The organism is Tessaracoccus caeni (genome assembly GCF_029211185.1).
Lineage (GTDB): Bacteria > Actinomycetota > Actinomycetes > Propionibacteriales > Propionibacteriaceae > Arachnia > Arachnia caeni.
This window is the reverse complement of sequence record NZ_JARGDO010000004.1, coordinates 114,393-128,243: the sequence shown is the minus strand read 5'-3', so window position 1 is coordinate 128,243 and position 13,851 is coordinate 114,393. Positions and strand designations below refer to the sequence as shown.

Sequence of the window (13,851 nt, the reverse complement as noted above, 5' to 3'; positions counted from 1 at the left end):
CTCCCCACCACAAGAAGTTCCTGCGAGTTCTCGCGCTGGCTCTCCTCGAGGCTCGGCCGCAGACGGCCTCGCACCTCGAAGAGCGTGAACGTGAAAAGGGGGCGCCCACCAGCATCGCTGGTGGGCGCCCCCTTTGGAGTGGCTGCTTAGGCGGACTCTCCGCCGATGGTGAGAGCCTCCAGGTTGCCGGAGGAGACTCCGGTGAAGCTGAACGGCAGCTCCGAGCCCTCCGGAGCGACGTCCACCTGGACGATCTGACCCGGAGAAAGCTCCCCGAACAGGATCTTCTCGGCCAGGATGTCCTCGATGTCGCGCTGGATGGCGCGACGCAGCGGACGAGCGCCCAGCACCGGGTCGTAACCGCGCTTGGCGATCAGCGACTTGGCGGCAGCGGTGAGCTCGATGCCCATGTCCTTGTCCTTCAGGCGACCCTCGATCTGGGCGACCATCAGGTCCACGATCCGCTCGATGTCGGCCTGCGTGAGCTGATGGAACACCACGATCTCGTCGACGCGGTTCAGGAACTCGGGACGGAAGTGCTGCTTCAGCTCATCCGACACCTTGGCCTTCATCTTCTCGTAGGAGCTCACCTCGTCGCCCACGCGGGAGAAGCCGAGCGAGGCACCCTTCGAGATGTCGCGCGAACCGAGGTTGGTGGTCATCACGATGACGGTGTTCTTGAAGTCGACCACCCGGCCCTGCGCGTCGGTGAGACGACCCTCGTCGAGGATCTGCAACAGCGAGTTGAAGATGTCGGGGTGAGCCTTCTCGATCTCGTCGAACAGCACCACGGAGAACGGCTTGCGGCGCACCTTCTCGGTGAGCTGGCCGCCCTCTTCGTAGCCGACGTAGCCGGGAGGCGAGCCGAACATCCGCGAGGCGGTGTGCTTCTCGGAGTACTCCGACATGTCGAGCGTGATGAGCGCATCCTCGTCGCCGAACAGGAACTCGGTGAGCGCCTTGGTGAGCTCGGTCTTGCCGACGCCGGACGGGCCGGCGAAGATGAACGAGCCGCTGGGGCGCTTCGGATCCTTCAGGCCGGCGCGGGTGCGGCGGATCGAACGGGACAGCGCCTTGACGGCGTCCTCCTGGCCGATGTAGCGCTTGCCGAGCTCAGCCTCCATGCGGAGCAGCCGCTGGGACTCCTCCTCCGTCAGCTTGAACACCGGGATGCCCGTGGAGCCGGAGAGCACGACGGCGATCTCCTCCTCGCCGACGATGGCCGGGATGTCGGAGTCGCCCTTCTTCCAGGCCTCCTCCTTCTCCGCCCGAGCGGCGCGGATGCGCTGCTCCTCGTCGCGAAGACGCGCGGCGCGCTCGAAGTCCTGCGCGTCGATGGCCGCGTCCTTCTCCAGCTTGTTGGCTGCCAGGCGCTCATCGAACTCGCGCAGATCCGGCGGGGCCGTCATGCGCTGGATGCGCAGGCGGGCGCCGGCCTCGTCGATCAGGTCGATGGCCTTGTCGGGCAGGAAGCGATCCTGGATGTAGCGATCGGCCATCATCGCCGCGGCCGAGAGGGCCTCGTCGGTGATGGTGATCCGGTGGTGCGCCTCGTATCGATCGCGCAGCCCCTTCAGGATGTCGACGGTCATGGCCACCGACGGCTCCGCCACCTGGATGGGCTGGAAGCGTCGCTCCAGCGCCGCGTCCTTCTCGATGTACTTGCGGTACTCGTCGAGCGTGGTGGCGCCGATGGTCTGCAGCTCCCCGCGCGCCAGCATGGGCTTCAGGATGCTGGCCGCGTCGATCGCGCCCTCGGCCGCGCCGGCACCGACGAGCGTGTGGATCTCGTCGATGAACAGCATGATGTCGCCGCGGGTCTTGATCTCCTTGAGCACCTTCTTCAGGCGTTCCTCGAAGTCGCCGCGGTAGCGCGAGCCGGCGACGAGCGCGCCGAGGTCGAGCGTGTAGATCTGCTTGTTGCGCAGCGTCTCCGGCACGTCGCCCCGCACGATGGCCTGCGACAGACCCTCCACGACGGCGGTCTTGCCGACGCCGGGCTCGCCGATCAGCACCGGGTTGTTCTTGGTGCGACGGCTGAGCACCGTCATGACGCGCTCGATCTCCTGCTTGCGGCCGATGACCGGATCCAGCTGGTTCTCGCGCGCAGCCTGGGTGAGGTTGCGGCCGAACTGGTCCAGCACCTGGGAGCTCGTCTTCTCGGGGCCGACCTCCGGCGCGCCTGACAGCGACGCCTCGCGACCCTGGTAGCCCGACAGCAACTGCAGAACGGTGCTGCGCACGCGGTTGAGATCTGCGCCGAGCTTGATCAGCACCTGCGCCGCCACGCCCTCACCCTCGCGGATGAGGCCGAGCAGAATGTGCTCGGTGCCGATGTACTGGTGGTTCATCTGCAGCGCCTCGCGCAGCGAGAGCTCCAGCACCTTCTTGGCCCGCGGGGTGAACGGGATGTGACCCGTCGGCACCTGCTGGCCCTGACCGATGATCTCTTCCACCTGCTCGCGGACGGCCTCCAACGAGATACCCAGGGACTCCAGGGCCTTCGCGGCAACACCCTCACCCTCGTGGATGAGGCCGAGCAGGATGTGTTCAGTTCCGATGTAGTTGTGGTTGAGCAGCTTCGCCTCGTCCTGGGCGAGCACGATCACGCGACGGGCGCGATCAGTAAACCGTTCAAACAATGTAACTTTCCCTCCTGTTACCCGCCAGCTTGAGCCTGGCAAGGGCAACGCTGTCACCCAGCTTACTCAAGGCGGCGAGAAACAGGAGGGAACGTCTTTTCCCGTGCGCGAACGGGGCGACCGTCGCCCCGCTTCGCTCAGTTGTTGTGCGCGGCCTCGTAGGCGGCGACGACGTCCGCGGGGATGCGTCCGCGATCGGACACCTCGTAGCCGTTCTCGGATGCCCAGGAGCGGATCGCGGCGGCATTGCCCGCCGGAACCGGAGTACGACGCGGAGCCGAGCCGCTGCGAGCCGTGGAACGGGAACCGGTGACGCGGCGCCCCTTCTCGACGAACGGAGCCAGCGCCTCGGCCAGCTTGTCGTAATTGCCCTGGGAGAGATCGATTTCGTAGGTCTTCCCTTCGAGCGCGAACGTGACGTTTCGCTCCGCCGGGGTGCCGTCAATATCGTCGACGAGTGTTACTTCAACCTTGCGAGCCATATGGATCCTCCTAAGTTAGGCTCTGTTCACCAACGAAAGAAACGCTAGCGTAGCTTAAACATTAACTCAAGATCAGGCATAATGCCATGAATGGAGCGTTGGTGTATTGGCGGCCTCCCGCTGCCTGGGCATAAGTGGATTTCGCTGGGTTGGCGGCACCCCTCCCAGGCTGGCACCATTAGCGTGGCGGCCAACCTTGTCGATGGCCTGCTCCGCGACGTCGATGTCCGCTCTGGCTACGGTCATCGTGGGGCGGAGAAGCTCTTCGAAGTGCGAGATTATCGCTCCTTAATCATGCTCGCCGACCGGCATGACTGGCTGGCGGCATTCAGCGGGGAACTATGTGTCTCATTGGCGGTCGAGTCCGCAATGCGGCTGCCCGTCCCACCCAGGGCGACGTATCTGCGCACCACGCTGGCAGAATTCGCGCGCCTGCATAGCCACCTCTGCTTCCTCGGCTATTTGGCCGAGGGCAAACTCGCCGACTCCGTCTGGGCCACCGTGGAAGGCCTTCGAGATGCCTTGCGGGCCTGGACGGGCAATCGGATTCACCCGATGATCAACCGGGTGGGCGGACTCTCCGCGGATATGTCAGAGGATTGGCCGCTCGTGATTCGCCCGCTCCTCGACCAGACGGAGCATCTCAGCACCGCACTCCGATCCGCGCTCGATGAGGCCTCGGAGAGGCTCTTGGGCCTCGCATCGCTCCCCGCCGCAACCTGTCTGTCATATGGCCTCTCCGGGCCCGTATCCCGGGCCACCGGTCTGGACCTCGACCGGCGTCACTCCGGCTACCTCGCCTACGGCGAGGTCTTCCAACCGGTTGCTCCGCGCATCGGCGCGGACGCGCACGACCGGCTCGCCATCCTCATCGACGAGCTGCAGGCGAGTGCCACGATGATCCGTCATCTTCTGGAACTGGTCGCGACCACCCCGGGCGAGGTATCGGTTCGGCTCGCCCGCCGCCTGAAAGTGCCTGAGGGCGAGCACGAGGTGGAGGTCGAGGCACCGTGGGGCATCGCCGGCTGCCTTCTGGTATCCAGGGGCGGCAACACGCCCTGGCGGCTGGCGTTGCGCACACCGTCGTTCGTCAACCTCAGCGCACTGTGCGTCGCCCTGGAGGGCATCCCGGAAAGCCGAATCGCCGATGCTGTGGCCGGTATCGGCTACAGCATCGGCGATGCGGATAAGTAAAAAGGCTGCTCAGGCCTGACGAAGCAGCGGCTGGTCGTAAAGCTCCAGGTCGAGCTTGCCCATGTCCACCATGGTGGGATGCTCGTCGTCGCCCCAGATGTCGTCGACGGTGGGAAGCACGGCGGCAGGAAGCTCGACCACGTTGCTGGCCTCTTCCTTCTCGAGATCGGCGATCTGCGCCTCGAGCGCATCGATGCGGGCCTGACGCTCCGCGATCTCGCCTCGCAGCCACGCGGCGTTGCCCCGCATCGAGCTCATCTCCGACTGCGCGGCGGCGAGCTGGCGACGCAGCTTCAGCACGACGCCCTTCAGGTTCTCGATGCGGTCGTTGAACCGATCGATCATGGCCAGCGAGTCGGCATGGAAGCGCTCGGCCTGCTGGGTGCGCAGCTCCACCTCGTGATGCAGCTGCTCCTTGTGCTCGGCACGCTCTCGCTGCAGCTGTCGTCCGGCGACGATGAAAGCCGCCACCGACATCACGACGGCGGCGACGACGCCCGCGCGAACGATCCAGATGTCACCGAAGAGCGACGCGGCAGCGGCGACCGCGCCGACCACCAGGATGGTGAGCGCGATGCTGCGTTCGGAGAGAGGACGGGAAACACGTGAGCCAGCCATGGGAAATATCATAGCTGTAATTCGGCGGCTTTCCTCGCGTCGCACACTGGCGCAGACTCACGCCCCGCCTCACGAGGCCGCGGGAAGCGCGCCTTCGTCGTCGTCCTCGTCGTCAGGTCCACCCGGCACCAGGCATGCCCGCTCCAACATCACGCCCACCGCGGCGACGAGCACGGACACCAGGATCGTGACGGTGCCGTGCAGCACCCGCGCCGACGGCGACGGCGCCTGCATGAGATGCACGTAGCGCATCACATAGACGACGTGCCCCCCGGCTAGGATCGCGCCGGTCATGATCATCGCCTTCGCCGTCACCAGAGCCCCCAGGGCCTCCTGACTGGACACTCGCTTCTCATCGAGGCGTTTCGGCAAGGCGCGAGCATAGACGAACGCGGCCACCGCGAGGAGCAGGAGCACGATCGGCACCGACCAGGGAACAACGGGTGGGAAGCCCCCGGACACATCGAAGAGGGCCACGATGACGAATCCCACCGCGGCGCCACTCAGCACCGCGGTGATCGTCTGCCGGGCCGTGGTCAGCCCCAGCTTGGGGCTCGAGCTCAAAATCGGTCGGGCATGGCGATGACGATGTCGTCGCGCCGGATCACGCCGGTCAGGTCGACGTCCTCGACGAGTTCCGCGATGGGACCGTACTCGGGGAGCTCGGCGTTCGGCTCCACGTCCAGCCACGGCACGAGCACGAAGGCGCGTTCGTGGGCGCGGGGATGCGGAAGATCGAGCCCGGGTTGGCTGCTGTGTCGGCCGACGAGAATCAAGTCGATGTCGAGCGTGCGCGGGCCACCCGGGATCAGCCGCTCCCGCCCGAAATGCTCCTCGATGGCGTGCACCCGGTCGAGGATGGTCAACGGCTCCAGCGTGGACTCCGCGATCACCACCAGGTTCAGGAAGTCGTCCTGTTCGACGTCGCCGACGGGCTTGGTCTGATACACCGGCGAGATGTCCACCAGCATCAGGTCGGGGGTATCACCGAGGTGCTGGATCGCCTCGCTCAGGATCTCGTCGGGCTCCCCCATATTGGATCCGAGGCTGAACACGACCTTCGAGATGGGCCGGAGATTGCCCAGCGTGTCGATGTCGATTTCGAATGGGCCGTTAGTCATTCATGCTCCTCGTGATGGTGACCGCCACGTCGGTAAAACTCTGTGACAAGGGCGCTTTGGGCTTGTGCACGGTGACCTGCACCGATTCGACTCGGGGGAAGGACAGGCACCGCGCAGCCACGTCCCCGGCCACCGTCTCGATGAGATCGCGGGGCTCGCCGGTGATCACGTCCTCGACCGCCTGAGCGACCTCGGCATAGTTCACGGTGTTCTCGAGCCGGTCCGAGATCTCATCGACGGGGAGCCGCAATTCGACGTCCACCACGAACGGTTGTCCGTCGCGGCGCTCGTGCGCGAAGACGCCGTGATGCCCCACGGCGCGGATGCCGCTGAGCACGATCTTGTCCATGGGTCACCCCCTGTCGATGGCGTTCGTTGTCAGTCCTGACTCTACCCGACCGTGCTCCGGGGGGCTCGTCCAGGCGTGCTCAAGGCCGCCGCCACGGCGATCGCGTCCAGCTGATCGCGCACCTCATGGGTGCGCACGCCCCACACGCCGTGCAGCGCGCACCATGCGGAGATGGTGGCCGTCGCCGCGTCCCTTCCGGACGGCGGACGCTCGTCGAGCAGTTCCCCGAGAAAGCGTTTGCGCGAGGCCCCAACCAGGATGCGGTGGCCGGTGTCCTGGAACCTGTCCAGCCGTCGCAGCAGCGCCCAGTTGTGCTCCGGGGTCTTGGCGAACCCGAGGCCCGGGTCCAGGATGATCCGCTCCGGGGCGATGCCCGCGGAGACCGCGGCGTCCCGTCGGGCGAGTAGTTCCTCCAATACCTCGGCCACGACGTCGCCATAGCCGGCATGGTCCTGCATATGCCGCGAATGGGCGCGCCAGTGCATCAGCACCACGTCGGCTCCGGTGGGGGCGACCGTGGGCAGGAGGTCGGGATCGGCGAGCCCGCCGGAGACGTCGTTGACGATGCGCGCACCCTCGGCGATCGCGGCGGCGGCGGTGGAGGCCCGCATGGTGTCCACCGAGACGACGGCGCCATCACCGGCCAGCGCGGCGATCACCGGCAGCACCCTCTCCTGTTCCTCGGCGGCCGGAACGCGGTCGGCGCCAGGCCTGGTGGACTCTCCCCCGACGTCGACGATCGACGCCCCGTCCGCGAGAAGACGCCGTCCGTGGGCGACCGCAGCCTGGAAGGTGAGGTGGTGTCCCCCGTCGGAGAACGAGTCGGGGGTGACGTTGACGATGCCCATGACCACGGGCGCGGCGGCCATGGGGACTACCGTCCGATGATCAGGCTCATCGCCTCTGCCCTGGTGGCGGGCTGGCGCAGCTGTCCGCGCACGGCGCTGGTGACCGTCTTGGAACCGGGCTTGCGCACGCCGCGCACCGCCATGCACATGTGCACGGCCTCGACCACGACGATCACGCCGCGCGCGCCCAAGTGCTCCACCAGCGCGTCGGCGACCTGAGCGGTCAGCCGTTCCTGCACCTGCGGGCGCCGGGCATAGACGTCCACCAGGCGGGCGAGCTTGGACAGACCGACCACCCCGCGATCCCTCGACGGGATGTAGCCCACATGGGCCACTCCGGTGAACGGCAGCAGGTGGTGCTCGCAGCAGCTGGTCAGTTCGATGTCCTTGACCAGCACCAGCTCGTCGTGGGCGATGTCGAAGGTGGTGCCCAGCACCTCTCCGGCGTCCTGCCCCATCCCGGAGAACAGTTCTGCGTAGGCGCGGGCGACCCTGCCAGGGGTGTTCTGCAGCCCATCGCGCTCGGGATCCTCGCCGACGGCGATCAGCAGCTCACGGATCGCGGCGGCGGCCCGCTCATGATCGACGGCCATCAGGCCCTCGGCTGGTTCCAGCTCGACGGCGGCTCACCCGGATTGTCGGCGGGCGGCTGAGGGGCGGCCCATGGCGACGGCGGGACCGTCGGCGGAGCCCAGGTGGGCTGCGCCGGGATCTCGGGCGCAACCGGTGCGATCTCCGGCGCGCCGGAGGTCGGCGGCTGGATGGGCGGGATGTCGGACGGAATCCGGTTGTCGGATCCCGTCCAGGCCGGCCGGGCCGGGCGACGACGAAGGGAGGTGAAGATCTCGGCGACCTCGGCCTTGTTCAGCGTCTCCTTCTCGAACAGCCGGCGCACGAGCTCGTCGAGCACGTCGCGGTTCTCGACCAGGACGTCGAAGGCCTCCTGGTGCGCGGTGTGCAGCAGCTTGGCCACCTCTTGATCGACGACCGCCGCGGTGGCCGCCGAGTAGTCCTGGCTGGAATCTGTGCCGCGCATGCCCATGAAGGGCTCGGAGTCGCCGCCGCCGACCTTGACCGCGCCGATCCGCTCGCTCATGCCGTACTGCGTCACCATGGCGCGGGCCACCCGGGTGGCCTTCTCGATGTCGTTGGCAGCGCCCGTGGTGGGGTCGTGGAAGACGAGTTCCTCGGCCGCGCGCCCGCCCATCATGTAGGCCATCTGGTCCAGCAGCTCGCCGCGGGTCTGGGAGTACTTGTCCTGATCCGGCATAACCATGGTGTAGCCGAGCGCGCGACCGCGCGGGAGGATGGTGATCTTCTGCACGGGATCGTTGCCGGGCATCGCGGCCGCCACCAGAGCATGTCCACCCTCGTGGTAGGCCGTGACGAGGCGCTCGTGCTCGTTCATCAGCCGGGTGCGCTTCTGCGGGCCGGCGATGACGCGGTCGATGGCCTCGTCGAGCTGCGCCTGGTGCACGATCTCCTGGTTGCTGCGGGCCGCCAGCAACGCGGCCTCGTTGAGCACGTTGGCGAGATCGGCACCGGAGAAGCCGGGGGTGCGGCGCGCGATCGACACCAGGTCGACGTCGCCGGCGAGCGGCTTGCCCTTGGCGTGCACCTGCAGGATGTGCGCGCGGCCGTCGGCATCGGGCGCATCCACGCCGATCTGGCGATCGAAGCGGCCCGGGCGCAGCAGGGCCGGGTCGAGCACGTCGGGCCGGTTGGTGGCGGCGATCAGGATCACGCCGCCGCTGACGTCGAAACCGTCCATCTCGACGAGGAGCTGGTTGAGGGTCTGCTCGCGTTCATCGTGTCCGCCGCCCATGCCGGCGCCGCGATGGCGACCGACGGCGTCGATCTCGTCGATGAAGACGATGGCCGGGGAGTTCTCCTTGGCTTGAGAGAAGAGGTCGCGCACGCGGGAGGCGCCCACGCCGACGAACATCTCGACGAAGTCGGAGCCGGAGATGGAGAAGAACGGTACGCCCGCCTCGCCGGCCACCGCGCGCGCCAGCAGCGTCTTGCCGGTGCCGGGAGGGCCGTAGAGCAGCACACCCTTCGGGATCTTGGCGCCGAGCTTGTGGAATTTCGCCGGCTCCGCGAGGAACTCCTTGATCTCCTCAAGCTCCTCGACGGCCTCGTCACAGCCGGCGACGTCGGCGAAGGTGGTCTGCGGGGTGTCCTTGGAGACCATTTTCGCCTTGGACTTGCCGAACGACATCGGCCCGCCGGCGCCACCACCGCTGACCGCGCGCATCACCCAGAACGCGAGGATCACGAAGATCAGGATGGGCAGGCCCGTGTAGAGCAGCATCGACAGGACGCCGGGAGACGGATTCTTGCCGTCCCACTTCTCGACGGTGCCGGCCTGCTCGCGCTCTTCCAGCAGCTGAAGCAGCTCTGTCGACTGCGTGCCCACCCAGTTGGATCGTGTCTTCTTGCCCTGCTCATCGGTGACCAGGATCACCTGCTCGCCGTCGATCAGCACGACCTCTTTGAGCTTGGTGTCGCTGCGGAGCAGATCGACGGTCTCGGAGGTCGGCACGGTGCGCGGGCCGGTGAAGGCGCTGAACATCTGCATGCCGAGGACAAGCACCAGGATACTGATGATGATCCAGGACACAGGGTTCTTCAGAAGCTTCTGCAAGGACAATCCCAATCGTTTTCGGGCGCATTGAAGCGCAGGCCCGAGAATACCAGCGCGGGGGAAACCCGCTGCGCCCGCTGGAAGGCGGGCCCGGGTACGCGACTACTGGTAGATGTGCGGCGCGAGAGTGCCGACGTCGCGAAGGTTGCGGTAGAGCCCCGCGTGGTCGAGGCCGTAACCCACCACGAACTCGTTGGGGATGTCGAAGCCGACGTAAGCGACGGGAACGTCGATCTGCGCGGCATCCGGCTTGCGGAACATCGCAGCGATCTCGAGGCTGGCGGGTCCGCGGGAGTTGAGGTTGCTCATGAGGTAGCTGAGGGTGAGGCCGGTGTCGATGATGTCCTCGACGACGATCACGTGGCGCCCGGCGACGTCGACGCTCAGATCCTTCAGGATGCGCACGACGCCGCTGGACTGGGTTCCGGCGCCGTAGGACGACACCGCCATCCAGTCCATCTGCACATGGCTCTTCATGGCGCGCTGCAGGTCGCTCATCACCATGACCGCCCCGTTCAGCACGCCGACGAGGAGGGGTTCGCGGCCCTCGTAGTCCGCGTCGATCTGGGCCGCCATCTCGGCGATGCGCCTGTCGATGTCGGCGGAGGTGTAGAGGACTCGGCTCAGGTCATTGGAGATATCAGCGGCATCCACGCGGCTCACCCTACCGCCATTCAGGCCGTCACAGGCGCGTGCTCGCGACGATCTCCAACCGGCCGTCGTTGCGACGCACGCTCGCCCCGGGCACCGGCACCGGCCCTTGCCCTCGCCAGTGGCCGATCAGCGCATCAACCGCGAGCACGTGGGTCATCGTCGCTTCCCCTGCCCCGGCCTTCGCCAACCACGCCTTGATCGCCCGAAGCCGGAGCGCATCGTCGAGTGCGGCGAGCCGACGCACCTCGAGCGCGTCAACCTCCTCAGCGTCGCGCAGCGCATCGTCCGCCAGGCGGTCCAGGAAGTCGGCGTCGATCCGGGCCAGCGCCGCCGTGCGAGCGAGCGCCGGCGCCACGTCGCGGCCGAAGGCGTCGGACAGCTCAGCCAGATGGGATCGCGCCCGCACCCGGGCGAAGCGCGGCTCGGCGTTGTGCGGATCGATCCACGTCTCGACGCCCCACTCCCGACAGGCGGCCTCCGTGTCGGCCCGGCGCAGACCCAGCAGCGGACGGATGAAAGGGCCTCGACGCTCGGCCATGCCCGCCAGCGACCGGGTTCCCGAACCGCGCAGAAGCCCGAGCAGCACCGTCTCCGCCTGATCGTCGAGGGTGTGGCCCAGCAAGACCGGCAGGCCGTCTTGAGCGAGCGCGGCCAGCCGAGCGTCCCGGGCTCCGGCCTCCAGGCCTGCTGCGAACGGGTCGACGCACACGCGTCGCACTTCTGCGGCGATGTCGCGGGCGGCGAGGATCCCGGCCACGCTGTCAGCCACCGTGCCGGATTCGGGCTGCAGCCCATGATCGACGATCACCACCCGTGCGGTCATCCTCGCCTTGGGCGCCGCCCACGCCGCCGCCAGGGCGAGGGCCAGCGAGTCCGGGCCACCGGAGCACCCGACGATCACCTCCCCTGCGAGCCCGTCCAGCACCCGCGCCACCGCCTGGCCGACGCGCAGGGCATGCGGCCCGAGCTCGTGCCTAGCCATGCACCCTCGACAGCCACGCGGGGGGCTCGGCGATCTCGTCGAGCGTGGGCAGATTGGCCGGCGACTCGAAGGCCGCGTTGAGCGCTTGCCGATTGCGCTTGGTGACGGCCCGACAGAAGGCCAGCCCGTCGCGGTACTGGGCGCTCTTGTCGATCGCCCCCAGGATTCCGCGTCGACGCGGCCCGACGCGTCGACGAAAAGCCGCGCGCAGCGCGCGGATGGCCACGATCCGGCCTTGCGCGGCGCGGTCGGTGATCAGGTCGGCGTGCCCTTCGAGAAAGGTCATCAAGGCCACCGACTCGTCCAGCTTCGCCCCGTTGGCCACCTGCGCGAGCTGACCGACGAGATGGTCTCTGAGCCACGGGGCGGCCCCGAACTGAGCGGCATGGGTCTGCTCGTGCAGGCACACCCAGAGGTGGAAGTCGGCGGCATCGATGCCCTGACGTCGACGCGTGGCCATGATCGTCGGGGCCACCAGGTACAGGCGTCGGCCGACGGGATCGTACTGGCCGAGCAGCTGGCGCCCCGCCACCCCCAAGCCGACCCCCGTCATCACCCCGAGAGCTGAACGCCGAGCGCCGGTCCATGGCCTGGTGGGGGGCGGGGTCAGGCCCATAGCGGCGACGAACCCGTCGACCATGGACTCCGCGGCACGGTGCCAGCCGTCGCGATCCACCACGACCACCGCGTGATCGAGTCCCTCGGGCCCGAACTGCTTCGCCACCAGCTGCCCGGCCTCTCTCGCGGCACGCCGCAAAGCGGCCACTTCCTGGATCGCTTCCGGTCGCGTGGCCTCGGGCAGCGTGCCCCCGGCCCAGAGGCCCACTCTCCGGGCCACTGGCCAGGCGATGTCGGGCGCGTAAGTGGGAGCCATCAGCAGCCGCAAGCCGTGATCGCGCCGACGGCCTGGTCGGTCCACACCTTGGCCGCCCACCCGTTGGGGGCGCCGTTGACCATGAACGCGTAGGCCAGCACCGCGCCGTCGTCGGTGGTCGTGGTGCCGGAGAGGGTGGCCACCAGGGACAACGTTCCGGTCTTGGCGCGCGCCACGCCACGGGCTCCGCGCGAGGTGTCATCGTCGAAGCGCGTGGCGAGGGTGCCCGTGACTCCGGCGACCGGGAGCCCCTCGAGGATCACCGAGAGCCTCGGGCTCTGCACGATGTGCGCCATCGCCTGGGTCAGCATGGCGGCGCTCACCTTGTTCTGACGCGACAGGCCCGACGCGTCGTGCAGCTCCGCCCCGTCGTCCCAGATGCCCAGTTCGGTGAGCTGCTCCTCGATCGCCGCGACGGAGCCGTCGAAGGTGGCGGGATGCCCGGTGGCAAGGGCGAGCTGGAAGCCCAGAACTTCGGTGAAGGAGTTGTTGGAGCGCTGCATCGCCTGCTCCACCTGGACATGCACCGGGGTGGACTCGACGCGCGCCAGCTCCTCGCCGCTGCCTTTCTCCTCGGTGGGCTTCCCCGACACGGTGATGCCCTCCTTGCCGAGCTGCTCGGCGAAGATGGTGGCGGCGTCCAGCGCGGCCGTGCGGCTGCGCCCACCATTGGTGCGCCCTTCGTCCACCCACAGAGCGGAGAGCTGGGTCACCTGATCGCGGTAGTTCCCGGGCCAGGTGTCGGCCCACCCGGAGTCCTCGAACAGCGATGCGTCGTATCCCAGGGTGACCTTGTCGATCCCCGCCTGGGTCAGAGCGGCCGCCGTCAGTTCGGCGAGTTCCTGCGTGGAGGCGTTGCGGGGATAGGTGCCGCGCTTCGGCTTGGCGCTGACCAGCTGCGCGTCGCCGCCGCCCACCAGCACGATCCTGCCCGGCTCGGGCTGCACGACTGTCGTAGCGAAGGTCTCGTCGCCTTGGAAGATGTTCATCGCGGCGACGACGGTGAGGGTCTTCGTGTTCGACGCGGGGATCAGCAACGCGCCGGACTTAGAGGCCCCGACGACCTTCCCGGAGGCCACATCGATCACCTGGTAGGCACGAGTGGCTTTCTTGGGCTTCTTGTTCTTGTCGTCTTCGTCCTGCGCCTCGACGAGAAGCTTGGTGTCGAGCGCCGAGATCTTGGCCTCCAAGGCCTTCCGATCAGGCGTGATACCGCCCGCCACCGGCAAAGCCATGCCCGGCAGGCCTTCTTCAGGCTCTGGAACCGGAGTGGTCGGAAGCGGGAACAGCGTCGGCGAGATGGTCGCCGCACCGCCCTGAACGTCGAGTCCAGTGGCCACCAGAATCCGCCCGCGAAACACCGCGCCGAGGAAAACCGCAGCCAGCAGCAGCCCCAGGATTAGCCAAAAAGCCACCCAGTGCACCGCCCGACGGTGTGCG

General features: G+C 67.8%; 14 protein-coding genes. 1 reads left to right on the top strand and 13 read right to left on the bottom strand.

Features of this window, described 5'->3' with window-relative positions; all coding sequences use genetic code 11:
* Window positions 1-146: 146 nt before the first annotated feature.
* Both P0D62_RS05145 and P0D62_RS05140 read right to left on the bottom strand, forming a co-directional pair.
* Complete coding sequence (locus P0D62_RS05145) at window positions 147-2,642, bottom strand: ATP-dependent Clp protease ATP-binding subunit (RefSeq protein WP_275701557.1); 2,496 nt, start codon at window positions 2,640-2,642, stop codon at window positions 147-149.
* 137 nt (window positions 2,643-2,779) lie between these two features.
* Window positions 2,780-3,124 (bottom strand): histone-like nucleoid-structuring protein Lsr2, encoded by a 345-nt coding sequence (locus tag P0D62_RS05140; protein ID WP_275701556.1) that lies wholly within the window; start codon window positions 3,122-3,124, stop codon window positions 2,780-2,782.
* A gap of 183 nt (window positions 3,125-3,307) precedes the next feature.
* Between P0D62_RS05140 and P0D62_RS05135 the strand changes: the two genes are divergently transcribed.
* Entirely contained in the window at window positions 3,308-4,318 is a 1,011-nt protein-coding gene (locus P0D62_RS05135; protein WP_275701555.1) for an NADH-quinone oxidoreductase subunit D-related protein, read from the top strand.
* A gap of 9 nt (window positions 4,319-4,327) precedes the next feature.
* Here the strand turns inward: P0D62_RS05135 and P0D62_RS05130 are convergent, their stop codons facing one another.
* The 11 genes from P0D62_RS05130 to dacB form a co-directional block, all read right to left on the bottom strand.
* Entirely contained in the window at window positions 4,328-4,936 is a 609-nt protein-coding gene (locus tag P0D62_RS05130) for a hypothetical protein (RefSeq protein ID WP_275701554.1), read from the bottom strand.
* A gap of 69 nt (window positions 4,937-5,005) precedes the next feature.
* On the bottom strand, window positions 5,006-5,500 hold the full coding sequence (locus tag P0D62_RS05125; RefSeq protein ID WP_275701553.1) for a DUF3180 domain-containing protein: 495 nt from the start codon (window positions 5,498-5,500) through the stop codon (window positions 5,006-5,008).
* On the bottom strand, window positions 5,497-6,057 hold the full coding sequence (folK, locus tag P0D62_RS05120) for a 2-amino-4-hydroxy-6-hydroxymethyldihydropteridine diphosphokinase (RefSeq protein ID WP_275701552.1): 561 nt from the start codon (window positions 6,055-6,057) through the stop codon (window positions 5,497-5,499). Before folK ends, P0D62_RS05125 begins: the two co-directional genes overlap by 4 nt.
* Window positions 6,050-6,406 (bottom strand): dihydroneopterin aldolase, encoded by a 357-nt coding sequence (gene folB, locus P0D62_RS05115; RefSeq protein WP_275701551.1) that lies wholly within the window; start codon window positions 6,404-6,406, stop codon window positions 6,050-6,052. Before folB ends, folK begins: the two co-directional genes overlap by 8 nt.
* Before the next feature lie 41 nt (window positions 6,407-6,447).
* Window positions 6,448-7,275: a dihydropteroate synthase gene (gene folP / locus P0D62_RS05110; protein WP_275701550.1), complete on the bottom strand. Its 828-nt coding sequence runs from the start codon at window positions 7,273-7,275 to the stop codon at window positions 6,448-6,450.
* Between the two features lie 5 nt (window positions 7,276-7,280).
* Entirely contained in the window at window positions 7,281-7,847 is a 567-nt protein-coding gene (folE, locus tag P0D62_RS05105; protein ID WP_275701549.1) for a GTP cyclohydrolase I FolE, read from the bottom strand.
* Window positions 7,847-9,901 (bottom strand): ATP-dependent zinc metalloprotease FtsH, encoded by a 2,055-nt coding sequence (gene ftsH / locus P0D62_RS05100; protein ID WP_275701548.1) that lies wholly within the window; start codon window positions 9,899-9,901, stop codon window positions 7,847-7,849. Before ftsH ends, folE begins: the two co-directional genes overlap by 1 nt.
* A gap of 102 nt (window positions 9,902-10,003) precedes the next feature.
* Window positions 10,004-10,555: a hypoxanthine phosphoribosyltransferase gene (hpt, locus tag P0D62_RS05095; RefSeq protein ID WP_275701547.1), complete on the bottom strand. Its 552-nt coding sequence runs from the start codon at window positions 10,553-10,555 to the stop codon at window positions 10,004-10,006.
* A gap of 28 nt (window positions 10,556-10,583) precedes the next feature.
* A complete protein-coding gene (tilS, locus tag P0D62_RS05090) occupies window positions 10,584-11,537 on the bottom strand; it encodes a tRNA lysidine(34) synthetase TilS (protein WP_275701546.1) in 954 nt (317 codons plus the stop codon).
* Window positions 11,530-12,411 (bottom strand): zinc-dependent metalloprotease, encoded by an 882-nt coding sequence (locus P0D62_RS05085; RefSeq protein ID WP_275701545.1) that lies wholly within the window; start codon window positions 12,409-12,411, stop codon window positions 11,530-11,532. The genes tilS and P0D62_RS05085 overlap by 8 nt, the downstream gene beginning before the upstream one ends.
* On the bottom strand, window positions 12,411-13,826 hold the full coding sequence (gene dacB, locus P0D62_RS05080) for a D-alanyl-D-alanine carboxypeptidase/D-alanyl-D-alanine endopeptidase (RefSeq protein ID WP_275701544.1): 1,416 nt from the start codon (window positions 13,824-13,826) through the stop codon (window positions 12,411-12,413). The genes P0D62_RS05085 and dacB overlap by 1 nt, the downstream gene beginning before the upstream one ends.
* Between the last annotated feature and the right edge of the window lie 25 nt (window positions 13,827-13,851).

Excerpts from the sequence above, each read along its gene's own strand:
- folB (WP_275701551.1), bottom strand. The coding sequence starts at position 6,406 with ATGGACAAGATCGTGCTCAGCGGCATCCGCGCCGTGGGGCATCACGGC.
- folK (WP_275701552.1), bottom strand. The coding sequence starts at position 6,057 with ATGACTAACGGCCCATTCGAAATCGACATCGACACGCTGGGCAATCTC.
- P0D62_RS05085 (WP_275701545.1), bottom strand. The coding sequence starts at position 12,411 with ATGGCTCCCACTTACGCGCCCGACATCGCCTGGCCAGTGGCCCGGAGA.
- P0D62_RS05130 (WP_275701554.1), bottom strand. The coding sequence starts at position 4,936 with ATGGCTGGCTCACGTGTTTCCCGTCCTCTCTCCGAACGCAGCATCGCG.
- tilS (WP_275701546.1), bottom strand. The coding sequence starts at position 11,537 with ATGGCTAGGCACGAGCTCGGGCCGCATGCCCTGCGCGTCGGCCAGGCG.
- folE (WP_275701549.1), bottom strand. The coding sequence starts at position 7,847 with ATGGCCGTCGATCATGAGCGGGCCGCCGCCGCGATCCGTGAGCTGCTG.
- P0D62_RS05140 (WP_275701556.1), bottom strand. The coding sequence starts at position 3,124 with ATGGCTCGCAAGGTTGAAGTAACACTCGTCGACGATATTGACGGCACC.
- folP (WP_275701550.1), bottom strand. The coding sequence starts at position 7,275 with ATGGCCGCCGCGCCCGTGGTCATGGGCATCGTCAACGTCACCCCCGAC.